Source organism: Blastomonas sp. (assembly GCF_041747255.1).
Taxonomy (GTDB): Bacteria; Pseudomonadota; Alphaproteobacteria; order Sphingomonadales; family Sphingomonadaceae; genus Blastomonas.
The window spans coordinates 1-16,092 of the sequence record NZ_JBGTFM010000264.1 but is presented as its reverse complement, the minus strand read 5'-3'; the positions used below and the strand labels follow the sequence as shown (position 1 = coordinate 16,092).

The 16,092-nt window shown below is 58.4% G+C and carries 11 protein-coding genes and 1 tRNA gene; 7 read left to right on the top strand and 5 right to left on the bottom strand.

Annotated features, from left to right (window positions below):
- Together ACEW8G_RS09120 and ACEW8G_RS09115 are read right to left on the bottom strand one after the other, a co-directional pair.
- Window positions 1-1,192: DEAD/DEAH box helicase (locus ACEW8G_RS09120; protein ID WP_373488113.1), on the bottom strand; the 1,192-nt coding region annotated here is incomplete at its 3' end.
- 158 nt (window positions 1,193-1,350) lie between these two features.
- The gene (locus ACEW8G_RS09115; protein WP_373488112.1) at window positions 1,351-1,905 is read right to left on the bottom strand and encodes a hypothetical protein; all 555 of its coding nucleotides are present in this window, start codon (window positions 1,903-1,905) and stop codon (window positions 1,351-1,353) included.
- Window positions 1,906-2,099: 194 nt separating this feature from the next.
- Here ACEW8G_RS09115 and ACEW8G_RS09110 point away from each other — a divergent pair, with 194 nt between their 5' ends.
- Together ACEW8G_RS09110 and ACEW8G_RS09105 are read left to right on the top strand one after the other, a co-directional pair.
- A complete protein-coding gene (locus ACEW8G_RS09110; protein WP_373488111.1) occupies window positions 2,100-3,536 on the top strand; it encodes an FAD-binding oxidoreductase in 1,437 nt (478 codons plus the stop codon).
- Window positions 3,537-3,625: 89 nt separating this feature from the next.
- The gene (locus ACEW8G_RS09105; protein ID WP_373488110.1) at window positions 3,626-4,411 is read left to right on the top strand and encodes a SapC family protein; all 786 of its coding nucleotides are present in this window, start codon (window positions 3,626-3,628) and stop codon (window positions 4,409-4,411) included.
- Window positions 4,412-4,467: 56 nt separating this feature from the next.
- On the opposite strand, the gene ACEW8G_RS09100 is transcribed toward ACEW8G_RS09105, so the two are convergent.
- Window positions 4,468-4,923, bottom strand: a complete 456-nt coding sequence (locus ACEW8G_RS09100) for an addiction module antidote protein (protein ID WP_373488109.1) — start codon at window positions 4,921-4,923, stop codon at window positions 4,468-4,470.
- A gap of 277 nt (window positions 4,924-5,200) precedes the next feature.
- Window positions 5,201-6,088 (bottom strand): N-formylglutamate amidohydrolase, encoded by an 888-nt coding sequence (locus tag ACEW8G_RS09095; RefSeq protein ID WP_373488108.1) that lies wholly within the window; start codon window positions 6,086-6,088, stop codon window positions 5,201-5,203.
- A gap of 255 nt (window positions 6,089-6,343) precedes the next feature.
- On the opposite strand from ACEW8G_RS09095, the gene cpdR reads away from it, so the two are divergent.
- The 5 genes from cpdR to ACEW8G_RS09070 all read left to right on the top strand — a co-directional run bounded on the left by cpdR (window position 6,344) and on the right by ACEW8G_RS09070 (window position 14,290).
- Window positions 6,344-6,721 carry a cell cycle two-component system response regulator CpdR gene (gene cpdR / locus ACEW8G_RS09090; RefSeq protein WP_373488107.1) on the top strand — a complete coding sequence of 126 codons (378 nt, stop codon included), beginning with the start codon at window positions 6,344-6,346 and terminating at the stop codon, window positions 6,719-6,721.
- A gap of 99 nt (window positions 6,722-6,820) precedes the next feature.
- Window positions 6,821-6,895: transfer RNA gene (locus tag ACEW8G_RS09085), tRNA-Val, on the top strand.
- Between the two features lie 528 nt (window positions 6,896-7,423).
- The gene (locus ACEW8G_RS09080; protein WP_373488106.1) at window positions 7,424-9,673 is read left to right on the top strand and encodes a hypothetical protein; all 2,250 of its coding nucleotides are present in this window, start codon (window positions 7,424-7,426) and stop codon (window positions 9,671-9,673) included.
- A gap of 1,091 nt (window positions 9,674-10,764) precedes the next feature.
- Window positions 10,765-12,393, top strand: a complete 1,629-nt coding sequence (locus ACEW8G_RS09075; RefSeq protein WP_373488105.1) for a mechanosensitive ion channel domain-containing protein — start codon at window positions 10,765-10,767, stop codon at window positions 12,391-12,393.
- A gap of 655 nt (window positions 12,394-13,048) precedes the next feature.
- Window positions 13,049-14,290 carry a tyrosine-type recombinase/integrase gene (locus ACEW8G_RS09070; RefSeq protein WP_373488104.1) on the top strand — a complete coding sequence of 414 codons (1,242 nt, stop codon included), beginning with the start codon at window positions 13,049-13,051 and terminating at the stop codon, window positions 14,288-14,290.
- Window positions 14,291-14,848: 558 nt separating this feature from the next.
- Here ACEW8G_RS09070 and ACEW8G_RS09065 read toward each other — a convergent pair.
- Window positions 14,849-16,092, bottom strand: a 1,244-nt coding sequence (locus ACEW8G_RS09065) for a CHAT domain-containing protein (protein WP_373488103.1), incomplete at its 5' end; no start/stop codon positions are given.

Here is a 16,092-nt window from a genome sequence, read left to right as displayed (position 1 = left end):
GCGGGGTGCGGCGGGTGGAGCGTGCCGGGCGTTCATCGGCCAGCACCGCTTCGGGCCGGTCAGCGCCAGCCCCGGCGGGCGCAGCAACCGTGATCTCGGGGATTGTGGTGCCGATCAGCTTTTCGATGTTGGCCAACGCCTCGGCATCGTCTTCTGTGATGAATGTATAGGCCTTGCCGGTCGCCCCGGCCCGGCCAGTGCGTCCGATCCGGTGCACATAATCGTCCGGATGCCAGGGTGCATCATAGTTGAACACATGGCTCACACCCTTGACGTCGAGCCCGCGCGCCGCAACGTCGGACGCGACTAGAATGTTGATCGTGCCATCCTTGAACTTGTCGAGTTCCGCGATCCGCGCGCTCTGCTCCATGTCACCATGGATCTCGCCGGAGTCAAAGCCGCCCGCCCGCAACGCCTTGTTGAGATCGCGCACCGTGGTCTTTCGGTTGCAAAACACGATTGCGGTATGGACGCCGGCATCAAGCATGTTGATCAGCACGTCGCGCTTGCGCCGCGATTGAACGCGGATCTTGCCCTGCTCGATCAGTTCATTGGAACTCGCCGGCCGCGCGACCTCGATATATTTGGGGTTGGTCAGGAACTTGTCCGCCAGCTTTTTGATCGGAGACGGCATGGTGGCAGAAAACAGCAACGTCTGGCGTGTTGTCGGCAGACGCGTGCAGATCGTCTCGATGTCTGGAATAAATCCCATGTCGAGCATCCGGTCGGCCTCGTCGATCACCAGCAGATCGCAGCCGGTCAACAGAATGTTGCCGCGATCATACAGATCCATCAGCCGGCCCGGCGTCGCAATCAGCACATCGACGCCCTTTTGCAGCGCCTTGACCTGATCGCCCATCGACACGCCACCTATCAGCAGCGCCATTGACAGCTTGTGATACTTGCCATATTTCTCAAAATTTTCAGCAACTTGCGCCGCTAGTTCGCGCGTCGGCTCAAGGATCAGCGAGCGCGGCATCCGCGCGCGGCTGCGTCCTTCGGCCAGAATGTCGATCATCGGCAAAACAAAGCTCGCGGTCTTGCCGGTCCCGGTCTGCGCGATGCCGATAATGTCCTTCATCATCAACACCGGCGGGATCGCCTGCGCCTGGATGGGGGTCGGCGTATCGTAGCCGGAGTCGGCAACGGCTTGCACCAACTTGTTAGAAAGGCCGAGATCGGCAAAATTCATAAGAAATCCGGAAAAATTTGCAGCAGCGCGTGCACAGATTGCCGCGCCATCCTTGCTGGCAATAATGCCTGTCGCGCGCTTCGACCAAAACCACTGAAAAGTCAACCTTGCTGGGCGTGCAGCAGGGCCAGACTTGATTGCATAAGGCCAACCCGGTGTCAGTCCTCCGGCACCAACTGGCGCAGGCGTTCGACTTCGCATTTGCCGCCGGAACGGGCCTGAAGCAGATCTCGATCAACACAAAGCCGCCCGTCGCGGCTGCGTTCCATATAAAATCCCTGATAATATTCGCGAGCGCTGCATGACTTTTCAAGTTCGGCCTCGATCATCCTTTGGTCGCGCATGAACAAAACCAACTGGTCATCGTTGATCACCCGCACACTGGCCACCTGGTTCATCACGACGCATTTGCCAATTCTGCGGCGTTCATAGCGCGGCGGTTCCGGCGGCGCGGAGCGACTGGCCTGCGGCATCGCGCTGAATGAGGAGCGGACCGCAGACTGACGCGGCACCCGAATGATGATCCGCTGTTCGATCCGCACCTGATAGGTGGTCTGGGGCTGCGGATCGAGCGCCTCGGCGATCAGCGAATGCCGCAGCGGCGCGGAAGCCTCGGCGCGCCCGGTCACCGCCTGCGCGTCATCAATGGCTTGCGGCGCAGCGGGAGCCGCGACCAGAATCAGCCAATATAATGTGTGCGTGACTGCGAACATGAGCGAACTGCGATCCCCGGACCGGATTTAGCCCCATGTCTCGCTTAAGCCCGCCGATTGAACAACCGATGAACCCCCTGTTGCAACCCAGCATTTGGGTGCCCGATTGGGGTTCACTGTGACAGTTTCAACACAGGCTGCGCCGAATTTCGCCCCGTTGCTCGCCAGCCAAAGTTTGTGCGATAACCCAATCCATGACCATCACAGCGACAAACGACAGTTTGATCAACCGACTTCAAGGCATTTTGGGTGACAGGGGGCTGTCGACCGATCCTGCAACGCTGGCACCGTGGCTGACTGACTGGCGCGGTCGCTATACCGGCGCGGCGCTGGCGATGGTGTCGCCCGCAAACCGCGATGAACTGGCAGCTGTCGTGCGGCTTGCCGCCGAGACGGGCACGCCGATCGTGCCGCAGGGTGGCAACAGCGGCATGGTCGGCGGCGCGACACCCGACACGAGCGGCACCGCGCTTCTGCTGAGCACCCGGCGGATGCAGACCATCCGCAGCATCGACAGCCAAGCGCGCACGGTGATCGCCGATGCGGGCGTGATCCTGCAAACCCTGCACGAGGCGGTCGCCAAGCAAGGTCTCCGTTTTCCGCTTACGCTGGGCGGCAAGGGATCGGCCACGGTTGGCGGGCTGGTTTCCACCAATGCGGGCGGCACCCAGGTGCTGCGTCACGGCACGATGCGCGCGCTGGTTGACGGAATCGAGGCAGTGCTCCCCGATGGATCGATCTACAATGGCCTGGTCACGCTGAAGAAGGACAACCGCGGCTATGACCTCAAGCATTTGCTGATCGGGGCCGAGGGCACCTTGGGTATTGTCACCGCCGCAACGCTCAGACTGGTTCCGGCGCTGGTCGACCGGGTGGTGGTCTGGGCGGGACTGGATTCGCCGATGGCCGCGCGGCAGTTGCTGCTGTTGCTCGAAGATCGCGCCGGGCACGCGGTGGAAGGTTTTGAGATCGTACCGCAGCGTTGCCTTACCAATGTGATCAGGCATATTCCCGGCACGCGCGCGCCGCTGGCTGGGCCGCACCCGTGGCACGTGCTGATCGAACTGGTGCGCGACAATCCCGCGGCCCTGCCGCCTGAGCAGATCGCGGAAGACCTGATGGCTCACGCACTGGAGCGCGGCCTGATCAACGATGCGGCCATTTCGGTCAACGAAGCGCAGGCCGAAGCGTTCTGGAAGCTGCGCGATTCGATATCCGAGGCCGAGCGCGCCGAAGGCCCCGCGATGCAGCACGACATCAGCGTGCCGGTCGCCGCGATGCCCGGGTTCATCGTTGATGCCGGTAAATCTGTCGAGGCGGCGTTTCCGGGGGTCGAAGTCGCTGCCTTCGGTCATCTTGGCGACGGCAACGTGCACTTTCATGTCGCCGCGCCGTCCGGGGCGGACGCATCGCTATGGCCCGATCATCCAGGCAAGGCGATCAGCGCGCTGGTCCACAATCTGGTGGTCGAGGCCGGTGGATCGATATCAGCCGAGCATGGCATCGGGCAGATGAAGCGCGATGAACTGGCGCGTCTGTCCGATCCGCCGAGGCTCGCCGCGCTCACCGCCATCAAGCAGGCGCTTGACCCCAAAGGCATCATGAACCCCGGCAAGCTGATCGCGCTTTGAACGCGCAGCCCCTTGCGCACCGCCTGCAGGCAACTTAAGGCGCAATCGTTCCCATCGCCTCATCCACAGTTTCAGCGGAGACATATTTCATGGCAAGCGCGCCACAAAACAACCGCCTTCCGGTCTTTTTCAATGATCTGGTGCCGCTCAATTCGAACGATCACGCCAAATATCGGTCGCGGACCCTCGAGGGCGCGCATTTCCTGAAAAACCAGCATGCCGTGCCGCTGACGGTCGAAGAATTCCCGCAAGCTCAGCGCCACTACCCGATCATCTTCTCGGCCGGATCCGAGCCAGTGCCGCTCGCGCTGATGGGCATGAACGAGGGCGTGAACGTTTTTCTGGATGACGACGGCAAGTATCGCAAGGCGGCCTATGTGCCCGCCTATGTCCGTCGTTATCCATTTATGCTGGCCAAGCTGCGGCCCGACGCCGAAGACCTGTCGCTGTGTTTCGACCCGACCTGCGAAGCACTCGGCGAATTCGATGAAGGCGAGGCGCTGTTTGACGGTGACCAGCCGAGCGAGACCACCAAGAACATCCTCCAGTTTTGCGAAGACTTCGAACGCGCTGTGCAGGCCACCGGCTTCTTCATGGAAGAGCTCAAGAAATATGAGCTCTTGATGGATGGCGAGTTAAAGATCGAACATGCGTCGCTGACCCAGCCGTTCGTCTATCAGGGCTTCCAAATGGTCAACGAACAGAAGCTGCGTGACATGCGCGGCGACGAACTGCGCAAGCTGAACCAGAACGGTGCGTTGCCGCTGATCTATGCGCACCTCTTCTCGCTGCAGGTGATGCGCGACATTTTCTCGCAGCAGGCCGCTGACGGCAAGGTGCCGAATATCCCGGCGCAGATGCAGACCGTCAACTGACCGATACGCATGCTGGGCGGCGGTGACATGATCGCCGCCGCCCAGTTGATTGTCGCCTAATCGCTGGTGCGGCTGACCCCGAAGCGCGGTGTTGCCTGTTCAAGCGGCGCGCCGAGCAAACTCATCTGCCGCATAAGATTGAACAGCAGGTTGCGTGCATCCTCGGCGAGCATTTCGCAGGTCAGCCGGTCAAAGCTGGCGCGATTGCCGCGCGCCGCGCTACGCAACATGCCGGCAAACAGCGTCTCATCGGGCGACATCCGGCCGCAGCACGGGCGCATGATACTGAATGGTTCCGGCCAGGCCTGGCCCATCGCCTCGACGATCAGTGATAGATGGTTGGCCAGCACAGCACTGCCAAGCTTTGCGGCCACCGCTGGCGCAGGATCAGCACCGGACTTATGGGCGAACACAGCAATCCGCAGTGCCACTACCAGCCTTGCCTCATCAAGCGTTGCGCTATGCAGATCCGCAGGTCTGTCGACCAGTCGCTGCCACCAGTTACCCTTCATGAATGTCGCTCCTGCCTGGGCCGCACCACACGCGGCGACCTCAACAGTGTTTATTGCGAACCATTTTCATTAGCAAGAAAATTCATCTCGCAACTTTTTCGCCCACAGCGGCATTGAAACCCCGTCCGTTCTGCCCTAGATAACTAATGCCGGTTCGCTTCCCCCCCCTTTCGCGTTCCGGCGGGTGCATTTTTGCACCTCCTCCCTGAACCTTGGCCACCTCGTAACCTGTTACGAGGTGGTTTTTTCTGACCGACGCTCTGCGGGTAACATGCGATTATTCGGCCGCAACGGCATAGCCTCGGTTGCACAGGTCGTCGGCGAGAACCTGCGCGAGGGTTACGATCGTGGCACGCATCGCAGCCAGCCCCGGGCCGCATTCGCGTAAGCTCTCATCAAGATACAGGCTACGGTCGATCTCGATCTGCAAGGCATGGATGCCATGCTCAGGCCGCCCGTGGCGATCGAGGATATAGCCACCGGCATAAGGATGGTTGAGCGCAACCTGCTGCCCCTCAAGCGCAAGCGTACGCACCGCAAGATCGCAAATCCGCGCCGCAGCGGCACGGCCATATCGATCACCAACCACGAGTCGCGGGATCGGCTTCGTCCCGTCGGAAACAATCGGTGGCATCGAATGCAGATCGATCAGCAGCGCCACACCGAAACGGCTCTTCAATGCCGCCAGGGTCTGTGACATCGTGCGATGATAGGGCTCATGCACCGTGGTAACTCGCCGCGCAATATCCGATCGCTGCCACGGCCCATGCCATAACTCGCCATGGTCTGCGAGGCGGCGCGGCACCAGCCCCAGGCCTCCGCGCACCTTGACGCTGGGCTGGGCAAAGGCGCTGCGCGGTGCATCGCGCACCATCGAGGGATCGATCTCCTGCGGGGAGCGATTGAGATCGATATAGGCGCGCGCAACCTGCGCGGTCAGCAACACGCAGCCTGCGGCCTCAACATCGGCGGCTAGCGCGTCGGCGTGTCGGTCTTCCAGCCGTTCGAGCACTCGCGGCGCGACGCGCAAATTGGCGCGCATGTCCGGCGGATAAACGCACCCGGCATGGGGGACGGCAACCAGCACCGGCAGCCGCGCCGTATCCAACCCGCTCAGGTGGAACACATCAGAGCCTGCTGCAGGTGCCGGACGATCAGTTGTCATGCGCCATGCCATGAGGCAAAGCGCCACGCCTGTCAAAGCGAGAGGCCGATCTGCGCCGGGCGCAGGGGCCAGAAGCATGAATGAAAAGTGGCAAAACTGGCGCAGTCATCTGTCCAGCAATGAGGCACTGGCGTGAATTGATCAACGGGAGGCTGGAAAATGTTAACCGCATCCTGCATAAATGCAGCTCGGAGCGAGCATCCGCACCAGAGGCCTGATGTTTGCAGGCATATTGCAGTTTTAGGGGGACAGGCAATGCTGCGCATTTTGTTGGCAGAAGATGACGCGGCAATGCGTGCCTATCTGCAGCGCGCGCTTGAAAAGGCCGATTATTCGGTCATCGCCGTTGATCGCGGCACCGCTGCCTTGCCGCTGCTGCAGGCCGAGCATTTTGATCTGTTGCTCACCGATATCGTGATGCCCGAAATGGATGGGATCGAGCTGGCGCAGCAATGCGGCCGGATCGCGCCCAACACCAAGGTGATGTTCATTACCGGGTTTGCCGCAGTGACCCTGAAGGCCGAACAGGCCGCGCCCAATGCGCGGGTCCTGTCAAAGCCGTTTCACCTCAAGGACCTCGTGCTCGAGGTTGATCGCATGTTTGCGCGCGGCACGTTTGCGCAAAGCCTTTAGCGCCGCCATCACGTCGGCAAATACTGCTTGCACCTCATGCCGCAGCTTTGTAATGGACCGCCCTGCCCGCGCCAGCCGTGGGCAGATAATGACCAGCGTGGGCGTATAGCTCAGTGGTAGAGCACTGTGTTGACATCGCAGGGGTCGCAAGTTCAATCCTTGCTACGCCCACCATAAAAAAACCCGCCAAACCAGTCGGTTGGCGGGTTTTTTTGTTATCGTTTCTCATCCACGAAGCACAACAGCTGCACCCGCTTGGATCATGCACAGCCGTGGCAGATACCACTGCCGACGGTTGCACCCTTGGATTGAGGTATGAACCGTGATTGCGATGCTGCTCCCATCGCGACCAATGCCAGTCTGGTTATGGTAGCCACCAAGGTAAACCCTGAACCTAGATCACACATTGAAGCAAATACTGCCTTGCGTGAAAAGTCGCCTGAATTTGTTCCAGATCGCTTAAAATATCTACCTATTTTATTGACTTAGCAGCGTTATGATAGAGGGATACTTAGCTCGTAGCCGTCATCTCCGCGAACGTAGATATCGAGACTTATCAACTCTGTTTCGATCTTATTTGCGTATGCTTCTGAATAAATATATCGACAAGAAATCGTCTAAAAACCATGCCAAATTGGAACGACTAAATTTCACGCTGTTGATGGGGGTGCACAGGCCCGAAAACTTACTCATAGCTTGGCTATGCGACTGGCTCATTTCCTGCTGGTAATGTTTATTTCGCTAGTCCCGGGGTCAGCTTGGGCCAGCGACAACAATCGCGCGCCGGAACAACGAAGCGCAAACGATTTAAGGCCCGCGCAGGAAATTGTCGTTGTCGGCGAACGACTGCGTGGGATGACGACAGGCGACGTCTCGCCGTTGGTCGAAATTGGCGAACGCGAGATCGAAGCTTACGCTGCAGATTCTATTTCAGACCTGCTGGCTGCGCTTGCCCCCAGGACCCGCGGTGCCGAAGCGAACGGGCCGATTATTCTCGTCAACGGCAAGCGGATTGCAAACCTCGCTCAAGTGGGCGATCTACCGCCAGAAGCGCTGTTACGGGTCGAAATTCTCCCTGAAGAAGCCTCTCTTTTATATGGGGCCGGCACCGACCAGCGGGTCGTGAACCTCATTTTACGTAAGAACTTTCGTGCGGTTACTACAATCGGTGCGGCGCAACGCGCAACCTCGGGCGGGACCGGCGGAATCGGCGGTGAATTCGGTGTCGCGCGCATAGCGGGCGAAGGACGGTGGAATGCGAAGGCAAAATACTTTCGCAGCGATTCATTGTTTGAGGCGGACCGGACTGTTGTGAATGGCGAAGGCACCGCGCGCACGCTGCTCCCCGGCAATGAAAAGTTTGACCTTGGCGGCAGTTGGTCAGGCAAAATGCTGAAGGGCGTGTCTTTCGATCTCAGCGCTATGGTCGGTTCCACCAGCAGCCAGGGGCGGATCGGACCCTCTCTGACTCCGTCAGAAACCGGCGGACGCAATTTCTTGGCCAATCGACGGACGGGCCGAACTGCAGGCCTCTCGGCCGGCGCCAACGGTGCAATTGGGGCGTGGAGCTGGTTCGCCAGCGCGACGTTCGATAGGGCGGTGGAGCAAACCCGCATCGAGCGGAAGAACAGCAATGCCGGTGTCCGTTGGGACCAGAGCCGTAACCGCACAACATTGCTTTTGGGCACTGCCCAGTTCAATGGCCCGCTCGTCGCAATACCGGCGGGCACAATCCGCGCGAATGTTGAGCTTGAGGGCGGGCGATATATCCTGCGCTCTGAAAGCATGTTGGGGTTGGCGGCAGACACGGTTCGATTGTCTCGCTCACGCGCTGAAGGGTCGGCAAGTCTCAGCATTCCGCTCACGGGGGCGCGCGTGTTGCCCTCAATGGGTCGGCTGACTGCCGAGATCGAAGGTAACATCGAAACTTTAGACGATCTGCCGACCATCGGGGGATACGGCGCTGGCCTGCGCTGGAGCCCGATACCCGGAATCCGGATTGGGTCGTTCTGGTCACGCAAAGACGGTGCACCGGACATTACCGCACTTGGAGGCTCCCGCGTCATCACACCAGAAGTTCGGATTTTCGACTTTTTGCGCGGTGAAACCGTTGTTGCCGAACGCCTTGACGGCGGCAATCCATCGCTGAGTGTAGAGCGCACGAAATCGATGCGATTTTCGCTATCGATAATGCCAGATGCATTGCCGGATCTACTTTTTAACGCCTCATACGTGCGCCGCCGCATCGACGGACTCGTTCTCCCACTACCCGCAGTCTCGCAGGAGCTTGCAACCGCGTTCCCCGAGCGCTTCATTCGCGATGGTTCAGGCAGGCTTGTGAGGTTTGATGCGCGCCCGGTCAATTTCGATCAGTCGAATTTAGACCGATTAAACTGGACGCTGACATGGTCGAAGCAGCTCGCCGCGCAGCTTCGTGAAGCGGGTGATTTACGCGCAGAAATTGAAGATAAGATTGGCGCAGGTCCGCGCGCCGGAACGCTTCTGTTTACGCTTGATCACCGTATTCTGTTGCGCAACCGCCTGACGCCGTTCGCGAATGGCCCAACCATCGATTTTCTGAAAGGTGCCGGAGGAGGTGCGGCGCGCCATTCGGTAGAATTTAGCGCAAGATTGCTGAATAATGGCCTTGGCGCGAACCTCGATATCAATTGGACGAGCGGTTACCGGGCAACCAGTTCGTTCGGCGAACTCAGGTATCGCGATCTGGCGCGGTTCAACCTCAACCTGTTTGCCAATGTTGGCGAGGTGATCGCCAAAGGGGATCGCAGCCATTGGAGCCAGCGGATGCGAATCGCCGTAGAGGTCGATAACCTGTTCAATTCCCGGCAGCGGGTTGTCGATCAAGCAGGTGTGACCCCGGTTGCATTCCAGCACGCCTATCAGGACCCGGTCGGTCGAAGCATCAAGTTGTCGATACGAAAACTTTTCTGATCAAAAAAAACACCCGCAAAGCCAAGCTCTGCGGGTATTCTCATTCCTTGTATTGTCGAACTGACTAGCTCAAGAAAACGCGGAAAACGCCGGTGTCACCATCTTCGCGGCACTCGAAGCGGTCGAGCATGGCGCGCTGGAACTCGGAGGTGGAATCACCCTGACGAGCAGGGCTCCGTTCGCTCGGATCTTTCCGCTGCCGGTTGATCTCTTGCGACAGCGCTGACTGGCACTGGCCTTTGTTTTTGAAACCATCAGGGTTTTGTGTGTTAACAACGCCGCCGGGGCCAGCGCCTGTCGGAAAAATGCGCTGCCATCGCTGCTGCAGGAATAACCAGAGCAGCCGCAGCAGCGGCTAGAATGAACTTATTCATCATTGTTTCCTCTCTTGAACGCGGTTCTGCTAAAGTCAGACACGGGAGTGACCGCAGATATTCCGCGTGCCACTTCATCTGCAACCCTTGCGTGACCCGGTTTGCGCGGGACTCGCGTTCATGAAGCGTTGATCCCTTTAGGTTATTCTCTCAAAAGAGTCGAATTCCTTTACGGAAAGTGTCCCTATGTGGGACACGCCCAAGGCGACCGAGGTCGACAGGAAGCGTGAGCCATTCCGCATTAGGAGGCATGCCAAACAGCGAAATGATTATTCCGAATGCATGACTGTGGCGCTACGTTGATGTGTCGATTGATCAACCGCGATCCTTCAATACAATTACCGCTCGGTCAGGCGTAGGTTGCGTAAACCTGGCGGCCTCAGGATTGAACGAGACGACGGCAGTACGATTGCCTGCTCGCGCCAGCATCCATCCAGGGCGATCTCATCGGCGTAGGCGCCGCCAACCATTCCGGTTATGCGCTCGTACAGCCGTATGGACACGCTGCTGCTAAGCGAATGTCCGCTTTCTGGTGGCTGCAATCGCAGCTCATTTAGACCGAGATGACGCGCATAGCTGATCGGTCGTATTGGCTGGTGGTGTTGAAAATGAAACGAAAGTTGCCCCCAGTAAAAGCTGAAATGGCACCGCAGGTTTTGCAACTACAGGGCCAAAGCGGCGTTGCAAATTTACATACAATCGTCTGGAGCGAACCGAATGTTTTTTGACGACTGGCTCGGTGTGCTGAATGTTGTCCTGATTGGAGGCGCTGCATATGTCGCGCTGATTGCCCCCTTGCTGCTCCGCGGGAAACCAACACCTGGCAAGATGAATACGTTTGATTTGGCCGTCACAGCGGCGCTCGGCGCTTGCGACGATCGCGTCAACACGTGGCGGATGCTATGGCACCGATGCGACCGACGAGGAAGAACGCCAAATAAAGGGCTTGGGCTGCTTGTCGTTCTTTTCGCCGTGCTTATACCGCTGCTGGCTCCTGTTCCGCTCCTCGCGCAGGCTGCCGAGCCCGTTATTCTATCGGAACCTGCGGGAGCAGACATCGAGGTCGCTGAAGGTTCCGATCCTGCAATCCAACCTGCGATCCATGATGCCCGCACCGACCGCATCATCGCATCGCGCATGAAGAGCATCTTCCAAGAAATCGAAGGCCTGCGCGCCGTCCAAATTCGGGTGCAGTCTGGCGTGGTCACGCTCACGGGTACGGTACCGAACCAGGCGGACCGGGAGAAGGCTGAAGCCATCGCCGCGCGTTTTGCCGGGGTGGTCACGGTTGAAAACACCATCGACCGCAGTTTTGAGGTGGACGGCAATCTTGCGCCCGTTTTGGATAAGTTCACCGCTGACTTCCGGGGCCTTGCCCGCGCCATCCCTTTGTTCGGGGTCGCACTGCTGGCGGGATTGATCATTGCCAGCCTCGGATATCTTCTGGCGGCGCAGGACCGGTTTTGGCGCTGGGTTGCGCCCAACAATTTTCTTGCTGAATTGATCGGCGGCGCTGTCCGGATTATCAGCATCGTTGCCGGTCTGATCGTTGCGCTGCAGATCCTTGGCGCCACCGCGCTATTGGGGCTTGTCCTCGGCAGCGCCGGCGTCATCGGCATCGCGCTGGGATTTGCGGTTCGGGACACGGTCGACAACTATGTTTCAAGCCTGATGCTCAGCCTGCGCCAGCCTTTCCGCGCCAACGATCATGTGCTGATCGGCGACAGCGAAGGCCGCGTCATTCGCCTCACATCGCGCGCAACCATATTGATGACACTGGACGGCAACCATCTGCGCATTCCCAATGCCACCGTCTTCAAGGCAATCATCCTAAATTACACGCGCAACCCGCAGCGGCGGATCGAGTTCGATCTGGGAATCGATTCCGATGATGATCCGCTGCTTGGCATGCAGGTTGGCCTTGCAGCGATGCGGGGCATTTCCATCGTGCTGCCGCAACCGCGTTGCCATGCGATCATCGACGTCGTTGGCGATTCCAGTATCGTCTTGCGTTTTTTCGCATGGATCGACCAACGCCAGACCGACTTTGGCAAAGGCCGAAGCCTCGCAATCCAGGCCGCAAAGCAGGCACTGGAGCGGGAAGGATTTGTGTTGCCCGAACCGATCTACCGAATTCGCGTCGATGGAGGCGGTGATATCGGCCGCATCGGCGGGCTTGCGCAGTCCACAAATCCCGCCCCACCAAAAACGTCGCGACTGGCGACTTCCGCAATGCCAGTGGACGGCGATACCGGCCCGGACTGTGCTATTGAGCAACTTGTGACCGACGAACGCGATGAGTCCCGCGAGCCTGATCTTCTCGACGGCAGGCGACCGATTGAATGATGCTGACCGCGCGGGCGGCACCCTGCACTCTTGAAAGGTCCAGGCACCCAAGATTGCGGCGCCAAGTGAGCCAGATGTTTTACCCCAGACTGTTGGCGAGGCTGGCATCCACTCGCAAACCCTTAAACGAAATCCTTACCGAGCCTGGGGCGAGAAGTTCGATGGACGCACAACGCATGAGATGCTGCTCACCGAATATGCCCCCGACAAGGTCATCACCGTTCTGACTTTCAGAAGGCTTATGTCAAAAATGGCCGAGCTTTATTAAACCTGCGATGGCTATCACACCGGAACCCCAAAGGACTAGACTTGGAATTTCCTGGAAGCTCAGACGATATCAAAAGCATCCAGCGCAACGGCGCAACAACGCCGATTTTGACGCGATGCGATCCTGAGTGACGTCAGCGTGCTCGCCAACGGACAACATGTGAAGGTAGCGACGAGCGCAATCCGCCACTAAATGATGGGAATTAATTGGTCGGGACGAGAGGATTCGAACCTCCGACCCCCACACCCCCAGTGTGATGGCCGCATGCATCTTCAGGCTTAACACCCGGAAATTACGCCCGAAATCTCGAGACTTTGGCAATCATAGTTTGGCAATTTTCAGGCGATCCCATAAACGGTGATTGCTATGTGATTGCTGGAGAGTGCGATGGGATCGAAGATAACGCTGCGAACAGTGGAGGCGGCGAAGCCATCCAGCTCGGATTTCTTCATCTGGGATTCCGAGGTCCATGGGTTTGGCTTGAAGGTCACCAAGGCTGGCAAGAAGGTGTATGTCCTGCAGTTCAGAATGGGTGGCAGAGGCACGCCAACACGACGGCACACCATCGGCACCCACGCGAGCCCATGGCAGCCGGGCGATGCTCGCAACGAGGCGCGTCGACTTCTTGAGCAGATCAAGGCAGGCGTTGATCCCCGAAAGGTAGCGCAGGAGCGGCAACGACAAGAGGTCGATCTTCGGTTCGATCGTTACGTCCAAGGCTTCCTTGAGTCCTATGCGAAGCGCGAATGGGGCGAGCGAACCTACAAGACGCACGAGAGCAACGTCCGGCGTTGGCTGGTCCCTGTGCTTGGCATGCGCCCACTGGCGAGCATTGAACGCCGCCACATCACCGAAGTTTTGGACAAGGTGCCAATCGACAGCCCTGCCCTTCGCCGTGACCTGTTCAAGCTGATCAGACGGATATTTAACTGGGCCATCGAACAGGGTGATCTCAGCCAATCACCCATGGTGGGCATGAGGGGTCCCAGCAAGATTGCGCCACGCAATCGGCTTCTGACGGATCACGAGTTGCAAGTGATCCTAGCGCATACCCATACCGAGCCGGACTGGTCAATTTGGGGCCCCTTCATCAGGCTACTGCTGATCACCGGCCAGCGCCGCGGCGAGGTGGCAGGCATCGGGTGGGAGGAACTTGACCGCAACGAAAAAGTCTGGACCCTCGAAAGCAAGCGGACAAAGAACCAGCTCGTCCATCAAGTGCCACTGAGCGATCTCGCCGTGATCGAGCTGGACATTCTGGGCAAGGGCGCAATCTGGCCACGGCGCGGGGCAGTCTTTCAGCATAAGCCGGAAACCAGCCTTGCAGGTTTCTCGAAGATGAAGGCTAGGCTCGACCGGATTATCTGCGAATCCGACATGGAGTTGAAACGCGAATGGCGACTCCACGATATTCGCCGATCGTTCGCGACCGGTTTGCAAAGGCTGCATGTTCGCATGGAAGTGATCGCAGCGCTGCAGAACCATCGATCAATCCATAGCGGGAGGACTACTGAACCCTATCATCTCCACGACTGGGCACCAGAACGGGTTGAAGCCATGCAATTATGGGCCGAGCACCTCAAAATGCTCGTTGAGCTTGAACCGACAGAAAACCCGAAAATTCAGTAGACGATCTGGAATCGAACAATTCGTAGATGAATTTCAACCCTGAGAAACATTCACGTTCCACAATCACCTCGTTTGCTCAGGCCAGCCACGAAGCGGCAACGAACGGACTAATTGACAAGAACCGTCATCTTAGCGGCAAGGCATCAAATTCCACCTCAAAGCTCAGGGATGTTACCTTTTGCTAGCAGATGTCTACCAGTCATAAAACCCGCCATTCGTTAGATGCCAATGCTGCTCAGCCTGAAGGCCCATGTTTGGGACAAAACTGCCGATCGCCACCACTACTGAGGACGACCGGTATCGCTGAAACCGGCCATTCCTGAAGCGGCGAAGTACAAGGACTGCAATTGGGCTGGTTGCGGAACGTCGGCTTGAGGTCGGGCAAACATGGAAAGCTACCTTTGGGCATCTGGCCTCACTAAAACCGTGCTACTAATGCGACTGGTACCAAGAGAAATAACATTATGGGCTATCCATGTTTTCGCGCTAACATATCCACGGCATGTGCTTTAACATATCCACGGCACGTGCTTTGGCCTTGCACGGTTCGCTCGCGCCTCACTGCCCTGCCGGCTTGGTCAACAGCGCTTTCTGGCCGTCGCCCAAAATGACAAAGGCGGCCCAATAATACGGATGAGAGGTGGCGGCATCGTCCATCAGCCCCTGCTGCGCAGCGTTTAACGAGCGCGCCAGCGGCGTGCCTGGGGCGGCGCTGAACATTCCGCCGATAAGCCGCTTGGTGGCATCAAAGTCATCGGGAACCGGCCAATGACTAGCGACCACCGATCGCGCCCCCGCGCCGACAAACGCGCGAACCAGTCCATCCAATGCGAAGTTGCCGCCCGTGGTGATGCCTGCATCGCGTGACGCCCCAACCGTTGCCATACCGGCTGTGTCGCACGCTGATAAAATAACAACATCTGCGTCCAGTTTAAGGTCAAAAACTTCCCTAAAACTAAGCAAACCATCGGAATTGCCATCACCGAATGATGTCACCAGCGCGGGTCGCGCGGGGCATTCGGGCCGAGGTGCAGTGACCAACCCGTGGGTGGCAAACTGCAGCACGCGGTAGTCGTCAAGGTCGTCGCGCGCCAAAAGCGAAGTATCGGAAAACGCCTGACCCGTCACGACATTGCCATTCTGTCCGCCGACAATCTGGTTGGCGAGGAAAAGTTCATCCGGCGCGATCGGGTGCTGCCAAACGCTCAGAGGCCAATCACAACTTTGCCCCACCGCCGCAATGGGGCGAACCTCGATAGGCGGCTGGGCATTATTGCCCAGCCCAAGATAAGGTTTACTCGCGCGCGAGGCGGGGATTACTCTTACATCGGCAAACGAGCGGGGGCTGACCGAGATCGACATTTCGCGCGCCCTTCCCAGCCATTTAATGCCGGTAAAATCGAACGCATCGCCATCAGGCTGCGCTGAGCGCGCCAAATATGCGTTTATGCCTTTTTGTTCGACCACCAAAAGATACGGCGGCAATTGCAGCATCGCGCCATCAGGTTCAAATACCAGATGGCGCACATCGGCGAGCTCAGCATCGATTGGTCCCATTAGACTGAGATACAACTGATGCGCTAGCGCCGCGTCAAACGGATAGGTCACCAGTACGCCATTTTCTTCACGCACGATCGAATCGCGGAGTTGGGCGACAACACGATCAAGGCCCGGGCGATCCAAATCCAGGGCATAGATGTGCACGGCACTTTTGGTGATGAACTGTGCATATACCTGATCTGCAACCACCGCGACCTTGAAATAAGCCTCTCCATCAGCCAGCAGCGCTTGCATGTCTGTGA